The organism is Alistipes sp. ZOR0009, from assembly GCF_000798815.1.
In the GTDB taxonomy this organism is placed as follows: domain Bacteria; phylum Bacteroidota; class Bacteroidia; order Bacteroidales; family ZOR0009; genus Acetobacteroides.
This window is the reverse complement of sequence record NZ_JTLD01000023.1, coordinates 1-23,545: the sequence shown is the minus strand read 5'-3', so window position 1 is coordinate 23,545 and position 23,545 is coordinate 1. Positions and strand designations below refer to the sequence as shown.

The window sequence follows — 23,545 nt, the reverse complement described above, 5'->3', positions numbered from 1 at the left end:
TTCTTCTTACCTCCGTATAACTCCCGTCTACCTTCCGTCTATTTCCATTTAACTTCTTTTTTCAACACAGAGACACGGAGACACAGAGACGCAGAGACACAGAGGACACAGGGATTTAGATATGAGATGTGGGATAACCACCATTCTTTGCCTTCTCTAACTTCTCTATCTTCTCTAACTTCTTCTTACCTCCGTATAACTCCCGTCTACCTTCCGTCTATTTCCGTTTAACTTCTTTTTTCAACACAGAGACACGGAGACACAGAGGACACAGGGATTTAGATATGAGATATGAGATGTGGGATAACCACCATTCTTTGCCTTCTCTAACTTCTTGTAACTTCTTCTAACTTCTTCTTACCTCCGTTTAACTTCCGTCTATTTCCGTCTACCTCCGTATAACTTCTAATAATAACTTCTAATAAATATCTTCTCTACCTACACCTCCCCAATCTTCTTAGCCAGGTACTCCTTTCCTAGCAGCTCCGAGCAGGTGAGCGTAGCGGTTAGCGTAACGCCCAATGCGCCGTGCACATTCAGGTTTTGTCCTGTAAGCAAGAGATTCTCAATCTTAGTCTTAGTGGGAATAAGCGACGTTAGCGGATTCTTATAGCTCTTCGATATCCCGTAGGCCGAACCTTGAGGGGTTGCGGTATAGTCTCTATAGGTTAGCGGACTGGCCGTATACACCTTCTCTATATTCTCCTTAATATTGGGAATATACTGGGCTGTGAAGTCGATAATCTCCTGCGCCTTGGCCTGCTTAAACTCCTTGTATGCCTCTCCTCTTCTCTCTACCGAGGTATTGCTCCACGGCTCAACCTCGTCGAAGAACATGGGCGATAGTATGGTAATCACATCGGCGTAGCTCTCGTTTAGGCTATTGGCCTGATTGCAAACCAAGGCAAACCGTATGCGCTTATCCTCGGGATGCGCGGTGGCATACCATGCATCGTTACCCTCGTGCAGGTAGTAGTTCCTGTTAATGTAGGGAAACGAATTCCTCTTCATTATCAGGTATACCGTAAAGAGTCCGTAGCTGTTGGGGGTAACGTTCAGGCGCGTTAAGTAGGCCTTCTTTATGGCCTTGGTCTTATCAACCAAGGCAAAGGTTCGAGCAGGGTGAAGGTTCGATATAAAGTATTTAGCCTCGATGATCTCGCCGCCGACTATCTCAACGCCCGTAATTCGATCGCTTTCAATAATAAATCGGGTAACCTCGCTGTTGCGAAGCACATCGCCCCCATTCGATTGGATAACATCGACAAAGGCATCGGCAACGCTTTGGGTGCCATCCACAATGCGGTAGGCTCCCTCTATGTTAGAACCGGTAATCATGGCGTGATGGTAAAACATCGAGCTATCGCGCTCGCCACCGTACAGGGTTACGTTGCCTGCAAGGATGTTACGGAGCCTCTCGTCCCGTACCGACTCCTCTACCAGCTGCGAGGCCGACTGCGAAAAGTATTCCATCCCTCCAGCGCTAATAACACCCTTTCTTAGATGGTCCACCCCAATAAGGTCGCAAACGCCTTTTACCCGCTGAGCGTACTGCCTCAACCCTTCCCTTTCGGAAGGAAAAGCCTCGGCAAGGGTATCCACAAACCGATCGTAGCCCATAGCAAACCGGTACTCTTGGCCTTCATAGCTAATCACATCAAAGGCATCGGCATCCAACCGACGGAGCTTAACCCTATCTAAAATACCAAAATACTTAAAGTACTGATGCAGTATTTTCCCCGGATCTAAGCTTCCTATGTAGTGAAAGCCGGTATCAAGAAGATGCCCATTCCTTTTGAAAGATTGAAGGCAGCCCCCTATTATTGGATTCTTCTCAAGTACACAAACATGATATCCCTCTTTGGATAGCATCGCTGCGCACTCTAGTCCTCCTAAACCGCTACCTACTACCACAACATCGTACTTACTCATGGCTTTTGTAGAATATATATGGTATTCGATGTATGAACATCATTATCCATCGTGCTAACTGTTAATCCGCAAGCCTGTGCGGCTGCCCTTATCTGATCGGCCGAGGAGAAGCATAGCTCTCCCTCGGTTTTATTAAACTTAAACACCTCGGTTGAGAGCTTTTCGGTAAGCTTAGTTACCTCGTGCTTATCCTTCTTGGAGGTATCGCCATCTCTAATGATTATCTTCCCTGCTGGATTAAGCGCTGCCACGCACTTTTCAATCAGCGCCAGCTGAACATCCATAGCCATGTAGTGAAGCACGTCGTTCAATACGAATACGTCGGAGCAAGGAAGCTCGTACTGTGCCGCATTGGCGCAAACAAACGTAAGCTTATCCGTTTTAAGGAAGCTATGATTGGCTACGGCAATCTTCTCCTCGTCGTAGTCGATACCAAGAATGGTACGCTGAGGCGAGTATAGGGAGAGCATAAAGCAAAGCGGTCCGTACCCGCAGCCAATATCGGTAATCGTTGCATTGCTGGGTATAAGGCTATCGAAAATACGGTAACGTCGTTCCATGCGCACCTTTACCTTTATGTACCACTCTAGCACAGGACCTTTGTAGGTGTAGCTGTTGGTTAGCGCCTCGAAGAAGTAGGGGTTGTCCGACTTTCCGAACTCATCGCAAAGCTTACCATACTGCTCCCTTACAAGGGCGCCAACACCTTTGGCCTTCTCCTTATATCCGCCACCAAAGCGGTCGTCGTTGTAGGGTATGCGCTCCATAATATCGGTAACTATAGTACCCTTCTTTATGAAGAACGGCTGACGCTTGGAGATCACCATGCCATTACCGTAAAGCACAATGGGCAGGATATCCATCTTTAGCGTCTCGGCCAGATAGAATGCCCCTTTATGGAAACGCTTAATGGAGCCATCAACCGAGCGCGTTCCCTCCGGAAAGACAACCACCGAATAGCCATCGGCAATCTTCTCCCTTAGAGAATCGGCCAACGCCTCGTAGCCGTTGGCGGTATGGTAGAAGTCGCCAAAGCGAACAATACGTCCAAAAAAGGGCGATTGCCAAACCCAGCCGTTGGTAACCATTACCGTTTTAGGATTAAGCCCTAAAAGCACAAGTATATCGATAAACGACTGATGGTTGGCAACAATAACAGCTGGCTTCTTAAAGCTTTCGTCGTGCCTATTAATGCGAACCTTTCGTACCATAAACATAACATCTACAACAGCACGTGTTGCATAGCTTACCGACACATGAAACCAGTACTTCTTACGCTTTTTACTTACCGGGATAATCCATGAAACGATCATCTGAAGCTGAAGCAGAACGCAGCCAGATAGAAAGAACAGGTAAGCGAATAGGGAGCGTAGAATTCCGTAAAAGGTAAAAGGTAGTCCGCCCTTCTTCACCTGTCGGGTTATAAAGAAGCGGAATATAATGGGCTGTATGGTGTACGAGATAAGCAGCACGGCAACCATACCTAGCAGCGAGATAACCGAGATTGACTGTAGCGCCGGATGGCCGGCAAAGATCAACGCCCCCATACCCACAACGGTAGTAAAGGCCGAAAAGAAGATGGCCGTCTTGTGCGATGCGAACATCTTTTTACCCGTCTTATACTCGCTAAGCAGGCCATCCATAATAAAGATGCTAAAGTCATCGCCAATACCAAATACAAAGGTGGATAGGATGATATTTACGATATTGAACTCAATCCCCAAGATGGCCATCAGCCCAAGTATGATGACCCAGCTTATGGCCATTGGCACAAATGCCATAGCCGCCAGCTCGATGCGACCATACGAAAGCAGCAAAGCCAGAAACACCAGCACCGAGCAGATGCCAAGTATCAGGTTGAAGTCGCTATTCACCGAGGCCGCCATCTTTTGGGCAAAGTACGAGCGGTCGACAATCACCAAATCCTTCTCCGAGGCAAGCTGACGGTACACCTCCTCCTTATACTGGCTCTTTACCGATACCTGCGTAATCAGCATCGAAAGCGAATCGGCCGACGAGGCCCAGTCCTTAAACAGCGGCGAGGCTGCCAGCTCCTTTGTCGAAAAGGAGATCGGCTGGTAAGCCTTAGCGAGAATATCCTTAAAGCCACTAAAGCATCCTGGGGCAAACTGTAGCGCCGCCGCGTTGGCCTCAACAAGCGCGTATACCCGCTCGCGACGCTCCCTTGTCCAGAAGCTGTTCCATTTTGCTATGCGCTCCTTTTGCACCTCGATAGGAACCAAGTACTGCTGGGCAGACAACGATCGCTCTATCTTACCCTCCGACTGGAGCAAGGCCAGCTTCTGATTTATGGAGGCATAGGCGGTAAGCAAGCTGTCGTTGTTCCTACTTGCCGATACAAAAAGAACCTTCTTATTATTGCTATTGTATAACGAGCTAATCTTCTGCTCGGTCTTTTTAAGCGCTGGCGACTCGTAGTTGAGGTGCATCATATCGCTATCAAAGCGAACATCATTATACCAGAAGAGGCATACCCCAACAAGCACAACGATAAAGCCAATGAGCCACCTGTTCGATTCGAAGCGGTAGCCGTTTGCCCGCTCAATCCAGCTTAGCAGCTTGCTTTTCTTCTCGCGCCTCTTTTCCGAAAGCATGTGGGGCAGAAACACCAAGCAGAAGATGGTGGTACCCACCAACGATAGCGCCGCAAATAGGCCAAAATCGCGCAGAAGCTTCGAGTTGGTAAAGAGCAGCCCCAAAAATGCACCTATAGTTGTAAAGCTACCGATGGTAAGCGGGTAGGCCAGCTCCTCTATCACCTGCGGAATTGTCTTGGTATGCTCGCGATGCGACAGCACGTGAATGGAGTAGCTCATGGCTATACCAAATACCGCGGCTCCGGCACCAATTGCAATGGAGGATATCGAACCATTAATGAAGTAGATAAGCGCTAAGGCAAACAACCCACCAAAGAGCACAGGCAGCGATATGAGCAGCATTGCCCACCAGTTTCGGAAGGCCAACGAGATAAATACAATGATGATGAGGATTGCAATGGTGAGGGTAATCATGGTATCCCTCTTTATCTGGCGGGCGTTGTACACGGCAACACTTGGTCCTCCGTAGTGCTCGATGCTTACCTCTGGCAGCTGCTGCATCACCCTCTTGGCATTCTCCTCTATCGAAGCAATCAACGCCTCATTTTTCCCGGTGCTCCCCGTTCCATTTACGGGATCGATCATAACCAGCATCTTCGACATATCCTCCGAGAAGATATAGCCGTCGTACATGGTGTAGCTGGCCGCATCACCAAAAACCTTTAATCCCGACAAGGCCGTATTTCCTAACCCTATCGGATCTTTTACTACAATATCTTTGAGGGCAACGCCCATTGGCGATAGCAGGTTCTCGTAGTTAACCTGCATCTTATGCTTGATAGCTTCGGGTGAGGTTATCGAATCGAGCTTGCTATAATCCCTATCGGTAAGATAGATGGGGAGGTTGGCATAGATGAAGTCGGTAACCTGGCTCATTGCCGTAGCATCAACCTCGGTAACCACATCCTTAATAAGGGGAGCCGCTGCCGAGCTCTTTAGCTTACCAACAAAGGCCTCGCTAGCCTCTATAAGCCTATCCGGATCGGAGGGCTTAGTGGTATCCGCCGCAGAAAACAGGATGATTATCTTATCCTTTACCTTTAGGTTCTTAAAAACCAAAGCTGTCTTCTGGCTATCCTTACCATCGGGGAAGAAGCTGGTAACATCCTCGTCGAAGCTCACCTTTACGGCAAAGAATGAGAGGAAGAGTATGCATCCAGCCATCAGCGAGTAGAGAAGCGGCCTACGACTATAAAAGTAACTGTATATTCTAATGAAAAAGGTGTCCATTGCTAAAGTGGGTTACGTCTAAAAAAGTTGAGCATCACAAAGGTTATCGTTCCGAGAACAACGCTGGCAACAACGGCCAGTATCACACTTCCGACGATATACTGATACATGCAACCCGATATTGATTCGATGCTGATGGATGATAGGGGAAGCAGCGTTGGCTTATCGAGCGCCAAACCTCCCATTGCCAAGCTACCATAAAGTATGAATGGAATCATAGGCGGAATGCTGATGTTGGATACGGCAACGGCAATAACCTTGTTAAGCCTCAACAGGTGGGCGGTAAGACCTGCCGATATCATCTGCCACCCCCATAAGGGAACAATACCAAAGAAGATACCCAACCCAACCGATAGGGTTATCCGAAGGTTAGACTCCTTAGAGTGCGTTATATGATCGCGGATGAATTGCCTTATATTCTCCTTGGTTAATGCCCTAAAGAAGCTAACTGGGTAGTAGTATAGCAGGGCAATAATAACCAAAAAGGTATTCAGTATGCTTATACGGGTAAAGTCGCGTAAAGGACGGAAGTGGGAAACCCGCTCCTCCTCACTGGGGTAGAACACCTTTATGGGGATATTTATAACGGGTATTCTCTTCCAGGCGCAGCGAACAATAATCTCCAGCTCAAACTCATATCGGGGGGTAACAAAGCGCATCCCCGCAATCTTCTTCAAGGGGTAAAGCCGGTAGCCCGACTGGGTATCCTGCATGGTTTTCCCCGTTTCGACCTTAAACCAAAAGTTAGAGAACTTATTGGCGAAGGTGTTTTTCCCCGGCATGTTGTCGGCTGTAAGGTTGCGAGCACCAACAATAAGAGCATCTGGAGTCTTCTCTATCTGATCGATAAATAGAGGAATATCGTCGGGATAGTGCTGGCCATCGGAGTCGATGGTAATGGCGTAGCGGTAGCCCAACTGTGCCGCCCTACGTAAGCCTACCTTAAGCGCATGCCCCTTGCCTCTATTCTTGGCATACGATATCAGGGTTATGCCCTGCTTGGTGGCAAGGATATCGGCCGTACCATCGGTAGAGCCATCGTTTACTACAATTATATCGTTGGAGTAGCAGGCTACCTCGTCAATTACCCCCAATAGCGTAGCGTGGTTATTGTAGGTAGGTATTACCACCACAACGCCTAAATCTTTCAGCCTATCTTTACAATCGATCATTGCGCGGTATAATTTGCTTTCATTTTGAGCACGACTGCCCCGTTGAGGGAAACCACCGTATTAAAGGTGCTTTCGCTTCCCGTCACAATGCTCAACTCCACCAGCTCGTTTGACGGAACGATTGAGGATATGAACTTACACGTAGGTATGGAAGTGTACCGAACCTCCTTCCCTAGCAAATCGCTAAGGCACTCCTTTACCATCTGAATGGTGCAAACACCCGGAACAACGGGCTGCTGAGGGAAGTGTCCATCAAAAATTGGATGACAAGGGTCAATCTTCACCATCAGCTTATGGGAGTTACCTTCGGTACTGGTACTCTCTACCGTATAAAAGCGGTTCTTTAGCAGCATAACCAGCTAGATCTTAAATTTATCGTCGTCAACGTTGGCGTTAATCCGCTTATCGCTGAACTCGTATAGCGTGTAGTCGGTATCATTCTCGTTCATACGCATGGAGGATAAGGTCATATCATCCTTATCAAATCGAAGAACTATCTGCTTTAGGTAGCTCTTTACCCTACGGTTGGTAGGCGTTATTACAACGGTGTAGTGCGATGATGTTTCGTAGTACTCCGAGACCGACTGGTTACCAAATAGGCTTAGGTTTCCGGTCATGCAGGCCGTTAGCATGCTCCCCATTTGGCGCATCATTGGGTTTGCGTTCATCTTTACTACGGTGGCCTTTCCGTTGGCTTGAATCTTGAACTTCTCCCCATTCATGACAATGAGGTTGCCCTGTGGGTTGGTATACTCAAGGCATATCTTTTGGCTCTTTTTGTAGAAGAACTTTCCTTTCGATTTATTGGTTTTGGCCAATACAGACATGTACTTAGCCTGCTCAAAGTCGCAGGAGATAGATTGCGTTCGGTCGCTTGCACTCTTTAGGCGCTCGCTGAAACCGCGCGAAGGGTCTATCTTACTGCCATAGTTTTGGGCAAAAGCGGCTGTTGTACATAGCAACATCAATGCGAGTAGCTTAAATTTCATCTTATCCTATATTTCAAAAAGTTCGTCTATTCGTTTTATCTCGTATCCCTGAGCATGCAGTCCGAGAATAACCTGCTCCACCAGCCAATCGCTGCCTTCGAGGTTATCGTGCATCAAAATAACGCCACCTGCATGTGCCTTTTTTAAAATCCTACGGAGCACCACCTCCCGTTCCGACTTAACCGTATCAAACGATCGGATGCTCCATCCAATAACCTTGTACGCCTGCTTTCGCACTGCAGCACCAACAGTAGGGTTGGTTACCCCAAATGGAGGTCGGAATAGCGTTACCAACTCTCCTGTAACTTTTCCTATAGCCTCATCACACCGTTGCAGTTCAGCAACCATCTTCTTTTGGCTTAGCAGAGGAAAGAAAGAGGCGTGATGGTAGGTGTGGTTACCAATAAGGTGCCCTTCGTCTACCAGCTGCTTAGCCAGCAGGGGATGTCTATCCACCTTATCACCTATACAGAAAAAAGTAGCCTTGACGTTGTAGCGCCTAAGAACCTCCAGCACCTTAGGTGTCCAAGTAGGATCGGGACCATCATCAAAGGTAAGCGCAATAGCCCTACCGCCATCTTTTGCCCTACAGAAAGCCTTAAGGTATACTCCGGAAGAGATGCTTACCGAGGCATATACCGCTAGGAGCAAAAGACCGACAATAAGAATGGCTACATACATCTTAAGGCTATTTTAAATTCGTCGTTAACCACCAACACCCGCTTAGCACCATCCTTAATGGCTTCTGTAGCCTTAAACATGGCAGCCGCCGAAGCAGTGTGGTAGCTCTTACCTGCATTTATCGTAATATCAAACTCCCCTACAGGGGCCTGTCCTGCCAGATATAGCCCCTCTATGACACCTAGGCACTCCGTTGCAGGAGCCAAACCTAGCATAAAGAAGTAGGCTCCTTCGTCTGGGGTATTTCCGTTGCGGTAAGCACCCAAGCGCTCCATTATCTTGAGCTGCGTTGGTGTCTTCTCGTCGGCAGCCCCCACTAGAATATGCTCAGCACCTCCCTCTTCGGCCATCATCAGCGCATCCAACAGGGCGCTCTCGAAGCTCGAAAAGCGGTGAGAGTAGGTCATGTTGTAGCAGTGGCTTTTGGTTAGAAGAGCAACCTGTCCGCCAATAGTATTAAAGGTAGATTGGATGAATGGCGTTGGGTTGAGCAGCTGCTCGTTGTTATCCTGAATCGACTTTAGAAACTTCTCGCTATCGGCCAAGCACCCCAATCCAGTGGCTGTAATAATGGCATCAATACGTTCTACCGATGCCCTACCGATGCAGTCCATTGCCGTTCCTACCCCCATCTTTACAACGTAGCTCATCCTACGGCGCATGTTGGCGTCAGGAATCAGCGTTTTGAAGTCTAACTCCGCATGGTAGGAGCTTGCGCTATTGATGTAAAGAGCCATCTTGCTTCGTAAATATTAGTGATGAATTATTTCCTCCGAAGCCAAACGAGTTGGACATAACGGCGCTAATATCATTTCCTTCGCTAAAGGATGTTTCGGGGATAAGCCCCAGCCCCTCTATGGGGGTAGCAAAGTTCAAGTTTGGGAAAACCATCCCCCTATCAATCGAAAGGATGGAGTACACCGCCTCCACTCCTCCTGCCGCAGCAAGGGTGTGTCCGGTATACGACTTTGTTGAGCTAAATGGCGGAACATTTTCGCCAAACAGACGCCTTAAGGCTGCACCTTCCGAGGCGTCGTTATTGGGAGTTCCTGTTCCATGAACGTTAATGTAGCCAATGTCGCTTGGCTTCAGACCGCTCATTTTTAATGCTTGGCTCATCGATAGGTAGGCGCCGTTACCTTCGGCCGAAGAGGCCGTTTGATGGTAGGCATCGTTGGCGTTGGCAAACCCACCTAGCAGGCAGTAGGGCTTACGGGCTAGCGTATCGGCACGCTGAAGCACGATATATCCGGCACCCTCGCCAAGGTTAAGCCCTGCACGCGAGCTGTCGAATGGTCGGCACTTTTGGCTGTCGAGAATCATCAGCGAGCTAAAGCCGTTAAGGGTAAACTTGCATAGCGCATCGGTACCACCAACAACCACACAGTCGAGGTAGCCATGCCGAATGAGCCGAGCCCCCAGCATTACGGCGTTTGCAGCCGACGAACAGGCGGTGCTGATGGTGGTGGAGAAGCTCCTAATACCACAGTACTCCGCTATCTTACTGGTGCTATCGTAGCAGTCGTGCGAAACGACATCCCTAAGCCTACCTTTAGCGTTATCCTTTGCAAACTCCTCGTAGAAGCCGTAGGTCAAATCCATTCCGCCTACCGAGGTGGACGAAACAAGCCCAACGCGAAACCGATCTAGATCGACTGCAGCATCCTTTAATGCTTCATTGGCAGCGAGCATACCCAGTAGAGCCGTTCTCGAATAGGTGCTGCGCTCGGGTAGCGATAGAAGCTGCATCAGCTCCCCATTCGACGCCTTAACCTCCGAAACAGGAAGATTATGGGTGGAGTCAAAAAGGGTTATGCTGCCCATACCATCCTTTTGCGAGGCAAGGGATGCCACGTTAGCATCCACCCCAATGCCAATTGAAGAAACTACTCCTATGCCGCTAACACAAATCTGCATTACTTTCTATTTTTTTCGATGTACTCGGCCAAGGTACGCACCGAGTAGAATATTGGCTTTGCCTCGGCAGGATTCTCTATGCGCAATCCGTACTGCTTCTCAAGAATCAGAATGATTTCAAGAGCATCAATAGAGTCTAACCCTAAACCATCACCAAAAAGAGGTGCCTCAGCATCAATCTCTTCTGGGGTTATCTCTTCTAGGTTAAGGGCCTCAATGAGCTGAACTTTTAGATCGTTTATTAGCTTTTCCATGACTATTTTTTTTCAATTATTACTAGTTCGGCCTGATAGCTGTTACCCAGCAGCTCGCACCATCCGTAAATAACGGCCTTATACTGCTCGCGTTCGAGCACCATACGGGCGTAGCTTTCGAGGAAGCTATCAGCTTTATTTTCGTTGATAAAGAACGTATTTTCTCCCTGAATCTTGTGCCGAATACATATCTCGCCCAAAACAACGTTGGGCAAGGTGTAAACAAACACAGCAGGACTTGCACCTGCCTCCGAGTGCTCATTGATTATACGCTGGTGGCTGATATCGGTATCGAGCGACGAGCTGCGGTTGGCTAGAACAAGACCCAGCTCAAGTGGTGCGTACTTTTTATCCTTTAGCAGATACTCGGCAGCCAGATAACCCAGCTTACAGAGGTTATCCATCTTGTAGAACTTCATATTTGGAGCCTCCAGATGCTTAAATGCGCTGCGGATAAACTCCGCGAAGTCGCCTCCCGCCTCAAACACAACGCTACCATCTACCACCACCTGTCCATCTGCTACCTGGCAGCTACCAATACGCTGTACTGTACCGTCGTTCTCCTTGCCTTTAATCTCCTTGGCATGCTCCTCTAGGGCAAGTACCACGGCACCATTGCATCCCCCAAAGCCCGAAGCGGTTTTCACGCATCGGACCATGCTGCTTGCTGGTTGATGCAGGCCAGAGACCACCATCGATTCAGGAACACCCAGCTCCGCAAAGCCCTTGGTTCCTATAACCAGACCATGCTTAAGCATCTCCACGCACATCGCCATCTCTATTACTCCCGATGCTCCCAGCGTATGGCCAAAGTAGGCCTTTAAGCTATTCACTGGCACCGATGATAGTCCTGCTAGGGCTACCGCCTTCGACTCCATCTCGTCATTAAAGGGTGTTGCCGTTCCGTGCGCATTAATAAAGGTGATATCATTGGTTGTTAGCCCATTCTCATCCATAGCCTGCTTTATGGCATAGTATAGGCCATCGCCAGTACGAGAAGGACCAGATATATGGTTGGCATCGTTGGTTATAGCCCCTCCCTCTACTACAACGCCGCAGGATAGGCTCCTATCGGCAGTTATAAGAAGGGTTGCACAGCCCTCTCCCAATGTCAACCCATCACGGCTAACATCGTACGGTATGCATGGACGGCTGCTGAGCGACTTAAATGCGGAGAATCCGCTTACCACAAAGCGGGTAAGAATATCGGCACCAACAACCACAACATGCCTATATGTTCCATTTCGCACCAGACGCGAGGCAACTACGGCTGCCGATACACCCGAGATGCATGCATTGGAGATTACCTCTGGCTTATTAAAAGCATTAAAGTAGCTGGCCACACGCTGAGCCATCGTCCAAAGGAAGGTTCCTTCGTCGAGCACCTCACAGCTTTGGCTAAGCAAATCGATGCTCCCCTTGGTTGAGGAGAAGATAATAGCGGTATCCTTACCTGCTAGGCTAACGCCCGACTGCTCCAATACGCTCTTTACCGAAAGGATAACCATCTTTTCGATGGCGGTATAGCTATCCAAACCAGCAATTTGAGCCATCTCATTCAGCCGCTGCCAATCGACTTGCGCAGCGAGAAAGGGATGCTCGTAAAGCTGCGGATCATCAACCGCTACTATGCCCGACACGTAACCCTCTAGGGCGTTAAAGCACTCCTCGGTGGTAAACCCTACCGAGCTGATGACGTTAGTTGCACCTATGTAGGTTATGTTACTTACTCCACTCCCCATTTCTTCTTCCACTGAATGTAAAACTCAGGGTTAACCAGCTCCAGCACGTTATCCCTATTCAGAAATACCTGCGTGCTCTCGCCTGTTGCCACCACCTGCATGTCCGACTCGCGGTATATGGTATACTCGAATAAAATTTTTGCCGCCTCACAGTTGATGTAGCGCGTTTCTACGATAGCCGTATCTCCGCACACCAACGGATACTTAAACTCTAAGCTTATCTTTACTAGGGGAACCACATAGCCGCTGTTATACATCTCCATGTAGCCCAATCCTCCATACTGTCGGCCAAATGCTTCGCGGCCATCCTCGAAGTAGCGAACATACTCTCCATGCCACACAATCTGCATCGAATCGACCTCGCTAAAACGTACCCTAAATGGGGTACGATTTATTAAACTTGGAACTTGCCGCTTTACTTTCTTTGCCATTTCTATCTATTTTGTCGAACCTGGTGTTGCCACCTTCATTTGGCACTCGGCAATAATCCTCTCACCGAGCGTTACCTTTGCCGAGATCAGGGTGATGTCGAAAACCTCCATCTCCACCTCCACCTCGGTGTATATATCATCGCCTACACAAGGAAGGCTCTCTATCGTTAGCTTACTTATTGATCCTATAAAGCCAATGGGAACCTCCGTTCCGTTGCTTATATGAATGTAGCCAATGCGCATGGCAGCCGACTGGGCAATATGCTCAATGACGCCGCACTCCTGCAGCACCCCATCTTCGCAGAAGATGTTCTCCGGCGTCACCAGCAATCCGCTGGCCGACATGTTCTCCTGTACTCCATAGAACTTATCAACCATTACCATCGGCGGGCGCTGCGGAATATACCTCAGCACCTCATCTCCCTCTATTATGGCCTTCTTAGATATTCCCATAGTAATCCTTTTTTGTTACGCTTGTAGCGCAGCACGTCCATCATATCGCTCTGCGGATCGTCGGGGAAGACCCAAGCCTTTCCAGTTTCCAAAGCCATTCGTTTTACCTCCTCCACCTCAAAGCCATCCTCGAGGTAGTAGGTTGGAGCAAGCAGGTCGTCGTTGGACGAGATCAGCCCCTTCTCTATGGCAATTGCCTGCAGCTTAGTTCCGGGATATACCCTCATCCCCATATAGGGGAAGAATACGCTATAGCGTATCCGCTTAGAGTTCTCTATAGTTTCCTTTAGCGTCTGCTGCGTCTCGCCGTAACCTCCCAGAATAAGGAAGTGCGCGTAGTATACGTTATGCTTTAGGCACAGCTCCGAGGCCTCTAGCACCTCCCTAAAGGTAAAATGTTTTCCGTAGTTAACCAGCTGGCTATCCGAAAACGACTCGGTACCAAACTCGATATGCGTTAGTCCCGATGCCCTAAAGAGCGCCAGCATCTCATCGCTAAGGTTGCTTGGGGAGAAGTAGGCTCCCCATCGTATCTTTAAGCCGCTCTTGATAATCTTTTCGGCCAGCTCGATGTTGTAGCTGTTGTAAATATTGAATACCGAATCGGTAAAGAAAAGGTAGTCGACACCCTTCTCCGCCTTAACGCGCTTTATGTTATCTACAATCAGATCGGTGTCAAGCGTACGCACCTTTCGTCCATCAATGAGCGGATAGGAGCAGTAGATGCAGCTGTAGGGGCATCCCCTTTTAGTTTGGATGTTAAGCATCCCGCTGCTCTGCCAGTAAAAATCTATAAGGTTATGCTCGAACTTAACGTCGAGCGACTTCAAGTATTTTGTATGGGGATTACACCTAAAGGTACCATCAACATAGCAGGCTACGCCCTCTATCCTCGAAGGATCTTGCCCCTGTTCGAGCGCTCTAACCAGCTCGCACAACGACTCCTCTCCTTCCCCTATAATCCCATAGTCGGGCTTAAGCGCATCGATCAGCGCCTGCGGATAGATGGAGAAGCCGGCACCACCAATAAATACCGTTGCCGTAGAGTTGGTTCTGATGCAGCTAACAATATCCCTATAGCTACCAATGAAGCTCGACCTATCCAACGAGTTTGCCCCATCGATGTTGCGCAACGACACCCCCACGTAAGCTGGATCTAGCTGCTGAAGCACCTGAGCCAGCTCCTCGTTGGTATGCAGGTTACAATCAAACACCTCAACATGAAAACCTGCGAGGTTCGACTCCAGGTAGCCACGTAAATAGGATACCCCGATGGGATACACGGGGTAGGGTATGTGGTGACGGTTGGCAGAAACAAGCAGTATGGTCTTCTTCATTAATTCCAAAATTGGTAAAAGTTAAACCACTGCTGAGGATACCTCGACACAATAGCTTCCAGCTCCTTAATATACTGTCCGAACAGCTGCCCCTCTGGTTTTTGGGTAGCGGTACGCACCACCGGCGTTGCCACCCTAAAGTAGAAGCGGTACTTACGCCCCCTCTCGCGCATGGCAAAGTAGAAAACCACCGGCACACGCAACCTCGATGCCACCAGAAATGGCCCAGAAGGAAAGCGGGCATCGGCGCCCAAAAAGGAGGAGTGAATAACATTCTTATCCGACATGTACCTATCGCCCTGAAAGCAGACATACTCCCTGCTATCAACGGCAGCCTTAATTCTGATAATGCTGTCCAGCGAGTCGTCTGTTAGCGGAATAACCTTATAGTTTCTACTACCCGCACTCTTCTCTAAGGCAGCCTTTATCTTTTGGTATTCGGCGTCGTACATCACTATGTTTATCTTACGACCGTAGTGGTCGAAGAATGGAGCGCCTACCTCCCAGCTGCCCACGTGCGCACCAATTATGGTAACACCTTGTCCCGAGTTAAGCACGCTAAGAAACTCATCGTAGTTATCGAATTCGAACTTATAGCGGCTAGCCATCCCATTTAGGATGGCCACCTTATCGATGATGGTTTGTCCAAAGCGGTAGTAACTAACCAAGATCATCCACCCGGCCTTAACCACTCCGTACTTAAGGATATGGCGGTTGTAGCACCATATAGCCTTGGTAGCCTTAGGTGCAAAGGGCACAAAGTAGGGAACAACAAACAGCAGATGAAAATAGGCAGCCCTTACTCCCAGATACCTTATCACAAGAATAAAAAAGAGGTGCCCAAACGAGCCTCCTCTTGACTTGCCACTCCATGCCTTGCTGCTAGCTTGCTTCATTAACCTTTGCAGAGATCAGGTTATAAAAATCTTCGAACGTTTTGATGCCCACGAAATCTGGACCTTTTAGCGTTACGCCAAAGTTTTGCTCAACCAGCACCACCACGTCTACAAGATCGAGGCTGTCGAGGTCTAGGGTTTCCATTAAAGGGGCATCGGGTGTAATAATAGAAGCATCCACCTCAAATTCATCGGCCAACACTAGGGTCAGCTTTTCAACAATCTCTTCTCTTGTCATCATATCTATTTATTATACTTTTTCACAATTAGGGTCGAGTTGGTACCTCCAAATCCGAACGAGTTGGATAGGAAGGTGTCAAACTCCATCTCTACCGTTTGAGTAGGGATATTAAGCGCCTGCGAAGCCTCATCCTTTTCGGTAAGGTTGATGTTTGGCGCTATAAAACCGTGCTGCATCATCAGGGTCGAGTAGATTATTTCGCTAGCACCAGCCATCCACATCTCGTGTCCGGTCATCGACTTGGTAGAGGCCACGTAAGGCTTATGCTCGCCAAACACCTCGCTGATAGCCTTAGCCTCGTTGAAGTCGCCAATAGGGGTAGATGTGGCATGGGCGTTGACGTAGGCAATATCCTTGGTGTCAACCCCTGCATCCCTTATTGCCATCTGCAGCGAGCGGCGTGGTCCATCCACATTGGGCACCGATATATGATCGCCGTTTGAGGAGAAGCCGTAACCTACAATCTCGCCTAGAATGGTTGCCCCTCTTCGAAGGGCCGAATCTAAGCTCTCGACAAATAGGGTGGCGGCACCACCGCTAGGAATTAAGCCATCCCTGTTCTTATCGAATGGGCGCGATGCCGCAGTAGGATCATCCTCGCGAATGGAGAAGGCGCTTAGTCCATCGAAGCTGCCCACCGAGTAGCTGTTTACCTCCTGCGCTCCACCACAAATTACGTAGTCCTGAAGCCCGCTCTTTATAAGAAGATAGGCCATACCAATAGAGTGAGAGCCGCTGGCACAGGCCCCAGCAATGGTAAAGTTGATACCTCGAAGATTAAAGATCGTCGAAAGGTTCATGGTAACGGTTGAGTTCATCGCCTGGAAGATGTTGCCCGAACCGATAAGCGTGGTGTTGTTCTTGGCGCGCATGATATCAACTCCCTCAATCACCGCCTTGGCCGAGCTGTCGTTTCCGTAAAGAATCCCTACCTCGTTCTGCAGCAAGAAGTCGTGATCGACACCTGCGTTCTGCAACGCCTCGAGCGTAGCTACATAGGCGTAGTATCCCTGCTCGGGTAGGCAAACACGGCTACGACGATCGAGCTTTCCCTTAAGATCGGGCAGCTCCAGCATTCCAGTTAAACCCGAACGAAAACCCATATCCTTACGGGCAGAATCGAATCCGATGCCGGATTTCCCGTTATATAATGACTCCTTTACCTCCTCAAGATTTTTGCCGATACAGGAGTAAATTCCCATACCAGTAATAACCACTCTATTCATCCGAATAAAATTTATTTTTTATTTGCCTGAGCCCCCCCTGCTACCAATGTGTGCTACCAGCACCCATCCTCAACAAGGCAAGGGATACCCTATCTTACTACGTGTACAATCCTCCGTTTATCGAAATAACCTCACCGGTTATGTAGGCCGAATGCTCAGAGGCAAGGAAGCCCACCAGCTCGGCTACCTCCTTCGCTTCGCCAAATCGGCCTGTGGGGATAAGCCTTTTGAGGTCGGCCTCATCGAGGTCGGCGGTCATTTCTGTCTTAATAAAGCCAGGAGCCACCGCATTTACGGTAACCCCCTTCTTGGCAACCTCCTGCGCTAGCGCCTTGGTGGCAGCAATCACGCCACCCTTAGCGGCCGAATAGTTGGTTTGCCCGGGTAGCCCCTTAATGCCCGATAGCGATACGACGTTTATAATACGTCCGAACTTCTTTACCAGCATGTTCTTTAGTAACGGCTGGGTTACGTTGTAAAACCCGTTAAGGCTGATGTTGAGCACCGAGCTCCACTCCTCTGGCTGCATCCACATCATCAGGTTATCCTTGCGTATTCCAGCATTGTTTACCAATACGGAAATATGCGCACCTACATTTGCGGCATGCCAACCTTCGAGCGCAGCGGCTGTATCGTGCGCGCTAGCCACATCAAACTGCAGCATCTCGCCCGCTCCACCCTGCTCGGCTATAAGCTCAAGCGTTTTTTGGGCCTCTTCCCTATTCGACTTATAGTTTACAACCACCGTGTAACCCATCTCGGCAAGCTTTAAACAAATTGCCCGCCCTATTCCGCGACTACCTCCGGTTACCAATGCATATCTCATACTAATTCTATTCTTCCTTTATACTGCTACTTAAGCTTATTTCCCTTTTTTAAGGCCAAAAATAGCATTCATTTAACTTTTTGCAACATACCGAGCCCCATAATTAAACTTATAGGTGCATCTCTCCACCCTTAAGGTAGGCAACCATCGCCTCTATCTCCTTGTACTTAGGGCTATCCTCGATAAAGACAGGAATGATAGCCCTTACCTCATCGTATATAGCCCTAGTTCTGCTTGATAGCTTATCCTGTATTTGTAGACAATCTACCGCCTGTGCAATTGCCATAAAGTGGATGGCCATCACCTGAAACGAGTTCTCGATAACCGTTTTGGCAATCAGCGCCGAGTTGGTACCCATGCTTACGATATCCTGATTGTCGTTGTTGTTGGGGATGCTATGCACGTACATGGGGTTGGATAGCGTTTGGCACTCGGCAGTGGTAGAGGTAGCCGTAAACTGCGCCGCCTGCAAGCCGTAGTTAAGACCAAGAACGCCCATATTTACAAATGGAGGCAGAATGCCGTTAATCTTATCGTGAAACAGGTAGTTCATCTGGCGCTCGCAAAGCATGGTAAGCTTGGTGATGGCAATCTTAAGCTTATCCATCTCGTACGATACGTAGTCGCCGTGGAAGTTACCACCGTGGTAAACGCTTTGGGTTTCGGTATCCACAACGGGATTATCGTCTACCGAGTTGAGCTCGTTTACCAGCACCTTTTCGGCGTTATCGAGCTCCTCCAAAACGGGTCCTAGGATCTGAGGGACGCAGCGCAGCGAGTAGTAGGGCTGCACCTTATGGCTAAATATCTTTTCGTTGTTGGCTTCGCCGTAAAGCTCCACCTCGCGCTTGGGTAGGCAGCAGCTGTCGGCCGATAGGTCGCGCATCATTTTAGCAATGCGCTGCTGCCCCTCATGGAACTTCATGCTGTTAAGCACCTCCGACATAAAGTCGTCGTACGATGCGGCAATCTCGTTCATCAGTACAGCGGCAATAACACCCCAGCGTAGCAGCCTGCGGGCGTTAATCAGGTTTACCAAGCCAATACCCGTCATTACGGCGGTACCGTTACAAACGGCCAGCCCCTCGCGAATATGTACGCCAAGTGGCCTTATGCCGAACTCTTCGAGTACGCCTTGGGTGTCGCGGCGTACCCCCTTATAGAATACCTCGCCCTCGCCAATAAGCGTAAGGGCAATATGCGACAGCTGAACCAGGTCGCCGCTGGCACCCACGCTTCCGTGCTGCGGAACAACCGGGTATATGTTGTTATTAATAAACTTCGATAGGGTGTCAACCAGCTCGATGTGAACCCCCGACTTTCCCTGAGCAAAGGTTAGCAGGCGCGCCACCATGGCGGCCTTAACGTAGAGCTCGGGCAGCGGATCGCCAGCACCTGCGGAATGGGAACGAATGATGTTATACTGCAGCTGCTTGAGGTGCTCGTCGTCTACGCGGTACTGCGCCATCGGACCAAAGCCCGTGTTTATGCCGTAAACCACCTTATCCTTCGAAAAGCGCTCCAAAAAACAATAGCTAGCCTCCACTTTTTTCCTAATATCATCGGAAACAACCAGCTCTTTACGATTAAAAAGGATATCGTAAATATCTTGAATACCCATATACAGATCCATAATCAACACAAAATAGTTTTAGATAGAACTTAATAATGCATAAAAAGAGAATAGGCGCACCTATCGCTACCCTTGCAAAATAGCTAAGCTTCTACTTCCTTTTTACGGCTAATACCCCCGATTAAAATCTTAAAGTCCATCTAAGTAGCGGTCCTCAACACCTTCGATTTTAAGCACAAGGCTACAAGAAAATATCAACAACCAAATACAAGCTTAGAATAATTCTTCCTTTTCATTATTTGGCCCTAAAAGTATAATAAAACGGATAAGATTCAAACCCTTAATTGCTAACAAGCAAGGTTAGAATAAAGTAAATGCCGATAAAATAGCGAGAACAAGGGTAAATGCACGCCTACTAATTTTCACACAATGCCAATATTGGGATGCAGGACCGGACATCTCCCTACCTCAATCGGAACCGACCTAATACCTAAAAGCAACATCCAAGAGGTAAGCCTTCTGCGCTAGCTATCTCCATCATAAAAGGCGTAAATCCTCGACCTAACCGCCTGCATTTAGCTAGTAGCAGCGCTGGTGAGCGACCAGTGGCTGTGAACTATCTTCCACTCGCGGCCACTGTTGAGCCTATACACCTCCGTACAGTTCTCCTTCCAGATCGTTTCGCCCGAGTACGAATGCAGGTTGTAGGTAAGAACGGCCATGGTATCGGTTGCCTGTACAACAGGATTTATCATTTCGAACTTATCCATCTTTACCGTACCCCGCATGCCCTCGTACAGCATCTTTATCCTATCCCTCCCGTCGATCCGCCTTTCGTGCATGGGATCGAAATAGGTGAAGTCCTCGGAGTAAAGTTCGAGATAGGGTGTCGGGTTACCGTTGTGCCACGCGTCGAGAGCCGCTCTCTCCAACGCAATGATGGTTTCTGAGGTAGTACGCTTATCCATGGTATTTTATATAAAAGTTGATACTCTACTTCTACCATTCGCTCGGTGCAAGGTGCCGCCAAACGCTCCTGCTATTTAGCCATTTTTTGCTACAACCGCCACCCTGACAATGCTTTTAACCGATAATTCGGACAATGTACGCTTATCCTTTCATAGACGCGAGCGCTTAACCAGCTATTTGGTTAACGGCTGCAGCCAAACCTCCAACCCACAGCCTAATCGGTCATTTTGTCAGCCTCCTGTTTCACAGTGTAGGTTCGGTCTTCCTTCGGTCTTTCTTCGGTCTGGCAACGGAGAAGGAATTAGGCAACCTCGACCTGTTTTTGACAATCTGTCAGCAGGAAATTTCTTTAAAGTATCTCGATATGAGATGTTAGATCGCAATTAATACGGAGGCACAGAGGACACAGAGAGTTCTCTATTATTCTCTAACTTCTTTGACTTCTATTATTTCCTGAAATAACTTTTTCCAATATCCTCTGGCAACATGGCTACTCATTTACCAACTTCGCTAATGGCAGACCCTGCTGTGCTTAATTAAACAAATTACATCTTTTTATCAATTTTACGGATTCGTTTTTGGGGAATAGGCCCCGTTAAGTGTATTTAATATAGTATTAAACAAAACCGATGTAAGCTGGTGCATACATATTGCTCCTTTAGCCTACATAACACTTAACACGCTCACATATGAACCTAAAGAAAACGAAGCTTGGCCTAAGCCTTGCGTTAATGGGCATTTCGTCAGTACTTTTTTCCCAGATCCCATTCGAGATTAAAGGGAAAGTGGATGGAATGACAACCGACTCTGTGATGCTTTTCAAGATTGTAAACAACAAAGAGCAGCTCTGGCAAAAGACAACCATGAATAATGGTGAATTTGCCTTTAAGGGAAGCGTAGATGCTCCTGAGCTGTGCATGGTACGACTGGGAGCGAATAAATTTCCCATCAAGTATTTTTTTGTTGATAAAGGAGTTCTGACCTACCGCTGCAGTTTCGACAAAGAAAAAAATCGTCCATTGGTTCCTTCCATCGAAGGCAATGCAACCCAAAACCAGCTAATCGCGTACGAAAAAGGTAAAAAGGAATTTCAAGCAGCAATATCAGAGTTTAACCAAAAGTTGCGAAACGAAAAGGATAAGCTAACTCCGGAGCAGAAAGAGCAGATTGAAAATAAAATAGACTCCCTATACAACGCCATGGATGTCTACAACAAACAAAGTATTGTGACCTATGCAAATTCTGTAGTATCACCCTACATCATCAAATCTGAGTTTCTCTACAGTGCGAATACATCAGAGCTTAAAAGCTACCTAAATCTATACCCTGCTACCGTAAGAAAATCGGCCATTACTAAAGAAATTGCTGAGTATGTAACCCGTCTTGAAAAGGTAGATGTTGGATCACCTGCTCCTAATATTAAGTTTAAGACAGTAGATGGTAAGGATTTTGAGCTCGCATCGCTTAAGGGCAAAGTTTACGTTATCGACTTCTGGGCATCATGGTGTGGTCCCTGTCGCAAAGAAAACCCCAACATGGTTAAGCTCTACAGCGATCTACATCCGAAAGGCTTAGAAATGGTAGGAATCTCGTTGGATAAAAGCTTGGAACCGTGGAAAGCTGCTATCGAAAAAGATGCCCTTACATGGACCCATATCTCCGATCTAAAGTACTGGCAGTCTGAAGCGGCAAAGTTGTACGTAATCTCAGCCGTACCAACAACCATTCTTATTGATAAAGATGGAAAGATTGTTGCCAGAGGTTTACATGGAGAAAAGCTTAGAAAGGCGGTAGAAGATCTTCTTAACCAATAAAAGGAAACAACCTCTGAGCATACTAACAATTTAAAATTGCAGAAAAAAAGGCGACCCGAAATATTCGAGTCGCCCTTTTCCACTTATTTATCAAAACATAATAACATTATCCATAATAGTCTTCGTAAATACAGCACTTCTAGTGTGCTATTCTCTTGGCTACAAAAAACTTCTTATCCTTTGTATTTAAAGAAAATACCCACATTTCAGCAACCCTATCACACAAAAAACCGACGTTAATTCAATGGTCAATAGCCACGAATAAACCAGTAGCATGCACCTTTTTTTCCTCTTTCTTATCGGAAACTAGCAGTACTCCATTAACACCCAACTCATCCGCAAGCACCTCTCTAATCTGATACCCCCAGAGTACCTCAATGTTGGGTGTATTGAAAAGGCTCTTCTGAATGGTCTTAGAGACTAGTAGCTCGTAACAACATACCACAAGGTACACTTTCCTACAGATGGTAGCCAAGTAGAAAGCCTGCTCGGCAGCAATATCGTCAGCACCTACCACAACAACATCCTGTCCCTTATAGAAAAAGCCATCGCAGATGTCTGAGTCTACCCCACCCTGCTCGCAATACTGCCTATCTGAGTCTATTCCATAGTACCTAGCCTTTGATCCATTGGCAATGATTAAGATATCTACCTCCATCTCCTTTTTCTCATCAACAGTAACCTTAAAAGGTTGCTGCGCGAAATCGATTGTAACGGCAAATACCAAACGAATGTCTACATTGAGACAGATAGCCTGATTTCGCAGATTCTCCATCATCCCAACTTTGGTTGTTCCTTTTGGATGTTTATGAAAACTAGCAATCTCAGAAAAGGTCTGCATCTCATCCATCATTAGCCCCTCATACACTAAAGGTGACAAGCTAATATGTGCTGCGTTAATAGCTGCAGTATAGACAGCAGGTCCATCGCCTAAAATGAGACACCTGATGCGCTCGATTGATGTTGTGCTCATAGGAGTTACTCCATATAAGATTACGATATGCAACTACAGCCATGCAGTAGAAGAAAATCGGAAGTGCAAGGGCTCGCCACTTAGTTGTAGACTTAAGTAATGGTTTACTTGAGGGGTCTACGCAGCAAACAAGTCCAAGCAACTTCCGATTAACCTATTACAAACTGCTACTATTACTTTTTCTATTATGTTCCACCAAGCCTTTTTTCAGGAACTCTACGAAGTTGTCCGGATTGAGGTCGTAGGCCTTGGGCGTTACCAGCACCTTTTC

21 protein-coding genes are annotated in these 23,545 nt (G+C 47.8%); 1 reads left to right on the top strand and 20 read right to left on the bottom strand.

The window, feature by feature from the left end:
• Positions 1-438: 438 nt before the first annotated feature.
• The 19 genes from L990_RS07925 to L990_RS07835 all read right to left on the bottom strand — a co-directional run bounded on the left by L990_RS07925 (position 439) and on the right by L990_RS07835 (position 20,486).
• A complete protein-coding gene (locus L990_RS07925; RefSeq protein WP_047447416.1) occupies positions 439-1,932 on the bottom strand; it encodes a phytoene desaturase family protein in 1,494 nt (497 codons plus the stop codon).
• A complete protein-coding gene (locus L990_RS07920; RefSeq protein ID WP_047447413.1) occupies positions 1,929-5,780 on the bottom strand; it encodes a trifunctional MMPL family transporter/lysophospholipid acyltransferase/class I SAM-dependent methyltransferase in 3,852 nt (1,283 codons plus the stop codon). Before L990_RS07920 ends, L990_RS07925 begins: the two co-directional genes overlap by 4 nt.
• 2 nt (positions 5,781-5,782) lie before the next feature.
• A complete protein-coding gene (locus tag L990_RS07915; RefSeq protein WP_047447411.1) occupies positions 5,783-6,952 on the bottom strand; it encodes a DUF2062 domain-containing protein in 1,170 nt (389 codons plus the stop codon).
• Positions 6,949-7,305, bottom strand: a complete 357-nt coding sequence (locus L990_RS07910) for a hypothetical protein (RefSeq protein WP_052180843.1) — start codon at positions 7,303-7,305, stop codon at positions 6,949-6,951. Before L990_RS07910 ends, L990_RS07915 begins: the two co-directional genes overlap by 4 nt.
• Before the next feature lie 6 nt (positions 7,306-7,311).
• Entirely contained in the window at positions 7,312-7,941 is a 630-nt protein-coding gene (locus L990_RS07905; RefSeq protein ID WP_047447408.1) for a LolA family protein, read from the bottom strand.
• Positions 7,942-7,947: 6 nt separating this feature from the next.
• Entirely contained in the window at positions 7,948-8,622 is a 675-nt protein-coding gene (locus tag L990_RS07900) for a polysaccharide deacetylase family protein (protein WP_047447405.1), read from the bottom strand.
• Positions 8,613-9,359: a beta-ketoacyl synthase chain length factor gene (locus tag L990_RS07895; RefSeq protein ID WP_052180842.1), complete on the bottom strand. Its 747-nt coding sequence runs from the start codon at positions 9,357-9,359 to the stop codon at positions 8,613-8,615. Before L990_RS07895 ends, L990_RS07900 begins: the two co-directional genes overlap by 10 nt.
• Positions 9,340-10,539: a beta-ketoacyl-[acyl-carrier-protein] synthase family protein gene (locus L990_RS07890; RefSeq protein ID WP_047447402.1), complete on the bottom strand. Its 1,200-nt coding sequence runs from the start codon at positions 10,537-10,539 to the stop codon at positions 9,340-9,342. Before L990_RS07890 ends, L990_RS07895 begins: the two co-directional genes overlap by 20 nt.
• Positions 10,539-10,793: a phosphopantetheine-binding protein gene (locus L990_RS07885; protein ID WP_047447399.1), complete on the bottom strand. Its 255-nt coding sequence runs from the start codon at positions 10,791-10,793 to the stop codon at positions 10,539-10,541. The genes L990_RS07890 and L990_RS07885 overlap by 1 nt, the downstream gene beginning before the upstream one ends.
• A 2-nt stretch (positions 10,794-10,795) precedes the next feature.
• A complete protein-coding gene (locus tag L990_RS07880; RefSeq protein WP_047447396.1) occupies positions 10,796-12,535 on the bottom strand; it encodes a beta-ketoacyl synthase N-terminal-like domain-containing protein in 1,740 nt (579 codons plus the stop codon).
• Complete coding sequence (locus L990_RS07875; protein WP_047447393.1) at positions 12,520-12,966, bottom strand: acyl-CoA thioesterase; 447 nt, start codon at positions 12,964-12,966, stop codon at positions 12,520-12,522. The genes L990_RS07880 and L990_RS07875 overlap by 16 nt, the downstream gene beginning before the upstream one ends.
• Positions 12,967-12,972: 6 nt before the next feature.
• Entirely contained in the window at positions 12,973-13,419 is a 447-nt protein-coding gene (locus tag L990_RS07870; RefSeq protein WP_410488765.1) for a hydroxymyristoyl-ACP dehydratase, read from the bottom strand.
• A complete protein-coding gene (locus L990_RS07865; protein ID WP_047447390.1) occupies positions 13,395-14,756 on the bottom strand; it encodes a lipid biosynthesis B12-binding/radical SAM protein in 1,362 nt (453 codons plus the stop codon). The genes L990_RS07870 and L990_RS07865 overlap by 25 nt, the downstream gene beginning before the upstream one ends.
• Positions 14,756-15,652 carry an acyltransferase gene (locus tag L990_RS07860; protein WP_047447388.1) on the bottom strand — a complete coding sequence of 299 codons (897 nt, stop codon included), beginning with the start codon at positions 15,650-15,652 and terminating at the stop codon, positions 14,756-14,758. Before L990_RS07860 ends, L990_RS07865 begins: the two co-directional genes overlap by 1 nt.
• A complete protein-coding gene (locus L990_RS07855; protein WP_047447439.1) occupies positions 15,639-15,890 on the bottom strand; it encodes a phosphopantetheine-binding protein in 252 nt (83 codons plus the stop codon). Before L990_RS07855 ends, L990_RS07860 begins: the two co-directional genes overlap by 14 nt.
• 5 nt (positions 15,891-15,895) lie before the next feature.
• Positions 15,896-17,119: a beta-ketoacyl-[acyl-carrier-protein] synthase family protein gene (locus L990_RS07850; protein WP_047447385.1), complete on the bottom strand. Its 1,224-nt coding sequence runs from the start codon at positions 17,117-17,119 to the stop codon at positions 15,896-15,898.
• A 97-nt stretch (positions 17,120-17,216) separates the two neighbouring features.
• A complete protein-coding gene (fabG, locus tag L990_RS07845) occupies positions 17,217-17,945 on the bottom strand; it encodes a 3-oxoacyl-ACP reductase FabG (protein ID WP_047447381.1) in 729 nt (242 codons plus the stop codon).
• 109 nt (positions 17,946-18,054) lie between these two features.
• The gene (gene hutH / locus L990_RS07840; RefSeq protein WP_047447379.1) at positions 18,055-19,584 is read right to left on the bottom strand and encodes an aromatic amino acid ammonia-lyase; all 1,530 of its coding nucleotides are present in this window, start codon (positions 19,582-19,584) and stop codon (positions 18,055-18,057) included.
• A gap of 509 nt (positions 19,585-20,093) precedes the next feature.
• Positions 20,094-20,486, bottom strand: a complete 393-nt coding sequence (locus L990_RS07835; protein WP_047447376.1) for a YybH family protein — start codon at positions 20,484-20,486, stop codon at positions 20,094-20,096.
• A gap of 690 nt (positions 20,487-21,176) precedes the next feature.
• Between L990_RS07835 and L990_RS19195 the strand changes: the two genes are divergently transcribed.
• Positions 21,177-22,301 carry a TlpA disulfide reductase family protein gene (locus tag L990_RS19195; protein ID WP_052180841.1) on the top strand — a complete coding sequence of 375 codons (1,125 nt, stop codon included), beginning with the start codon at positions 21,177-21,179 and terminating at the stop codon, positions 22,299-22,301.
• Between the two features lie 241 nt (positions 22,302-22,542).
• On the opposite strand, the gene L990_RS07825 is transcribed toward L990_RS19195, so the two are convergent.
• Complete coding sequence (locus L990_RS07825) at positions 22,543-23,274, bottom strand: NAD(P)/FAD-dependent oxidoreductase (protein ID WP_081981649.1); 732 nt, start codon at positions 23,272-23,274, stop codon at positions 22,543-22,545.
• Between the last annotated feature and the right edge of the window lie 271 nt (positions 23,275-23,545).

What these genes read in the sequence shown, in the direction of transcription:
- L990_RS07900 (WP_047447405.1), bottom strand. Translation starts at nt 8,622, where the DNA reads ATGTATGTAGCCATTCTTATTGTCGGTCTTTTGCTCCTAGCGGTATAT.
- L990_RS07895 (WP_052180842.1), bottom strand. Translation starts at nt 9,359, where the DNA reads ATGGCTCTTTACATCAATAGCGCAAGCTCCTACCATGCGGAGTTAGAC.
- L990_RS07910 (WP_052180843.1), bottom strand. Translation starts at nt 7,305, where the DNA reads ATGCTGCTAAAGAACCGCTTTTATACGGTAGAGAGTACCAGTACCGAA.
- L990_RS07860 (WP_047447388.1), bottom strand. Translation starts at nt 15,652, where the DNA reads ATGAAGCAAGCTAGCAGCAAGGCATGGAGTGGCAAGTCAAGAGGAGGC.
- L990_RS07880 (WP_047447396.1), bottom strand. Translation starts at nt 12,535, where the DNA reads ATGGGGAGTGGAGTAAGTAACATAACCTACATAGGTGCAACTAACGTC.
- fabG (WP_047447381.1), bottom strand. Translation starts at nt 17,945, where the DNA reads ATGAGATATGCATTGGTAACCGGAGGTAGTCGCGGAATAGGGCGGGCA.
- L990_RS07870 (WP_410488765.1), bottom strand. Translation starts at nt 13,419, where the DNA reads ATGGGAATATCTAAGAAGGCCATAATAGAGGGAGATGAGGTGCTGAGG.
- L990_RS07855 (WP_047447439.1), bottom strand. Translation starts at nt 15,890, where the DNA reads ATGACAAGAGAAGAGATTGTTGAAAAGCTGACCCTAGTGTTGGCCGAT.
- L990_RS07875 (WP_047447393.1), bottom strand. Translation starts at nt 12,966, where the DNA reads ATGGCAAAGAAAGTAAAGCGGCAAGTTCCAAGTTTAATAAATCGTACC.
- L990_RS07850 (WP_047447385.1), bottom strand. Translation starts at nt 17,119, where the DNA reads ATGAATAGAGTGGTTATTACTGGTATGGGAATTTACTCCTGTATCGGC.
- L990_RS07825 (WP_081981649.1), bottom strand. Translation starts at nt 23,274, where the DNA reads ATGAGCACAACATCAATCGAGCGCATCAGGTGTCTCATTTTAGGCGAT.
- L990_RS07865 (WP_047447390.1), bottom strand. Translation starts at nt 14,756, where the DNA reads ATGAAGAAGACCATACTGCTTGTTTCTGCCAACCGTCACCACATACCC.
- L990_RS19195 (WP_052180841.1), top strand. Translation starts at nt 21,177, where the DNA reads ATGAACCTAAAGAAAACGAAGCTTGGCCTAAGCCTTGCGTTAATGGGC.
- L990_RS07920 (WP_047447413.1), bottom strand. Translation starts at nt 5,780, where the DNA reads ATGGACACCTTTTTCATTAGAATATACAGTTACTTTTATAGTCGTAGG.
- L990_RS07835 (WP_047447376.1), bottom strand. Translation starts at nt 20,486, where the DNA reads ATGGATAAGCGTACTACCTCAGAAACCATCATTGCGTTGGAGAGAGCG.
- L990_RS07905 (WP_047447408.1), bottom strand. Translation starts at nt 7,941, where the DNA reads ATGAAATTTAAGCTACTCGCATTGATGTTGCTATGTACAACAGCCGCT.
- L990_RS07890 (WP_047447402.1), bottom strand. Translation starts at nt 10,539, where the DNA reads ATGCAGATTTGTGTTAGCGGCATAGGAGTAGTTTCTTCAATTGGCATT.
- L990_RS07885 (WP_047447399.1), bottom strand. Translation starts at nt 10,793, where the DNA reads ATGGAAAAGCTAATAAACGATCTAAAAGTTCAGCTCATTGAGGCCCTT.
- L990_RS07915 (WP_047447411.1), bottom strand. Translation starts at nt 6,952, where the DNA reads ATGATCGATTGTAAAGATAGGCTGAAAGATTTAGGCGTTGTGGTGGTA.
- L990_RS07925 (WP_047447416.1), bottom strand. Translation starts at nt 1,932, where the DNA reads ATGAGTAAGTACGATGTTGTGGTAGTAGGTAGCGGTTTAGGAGGACTA.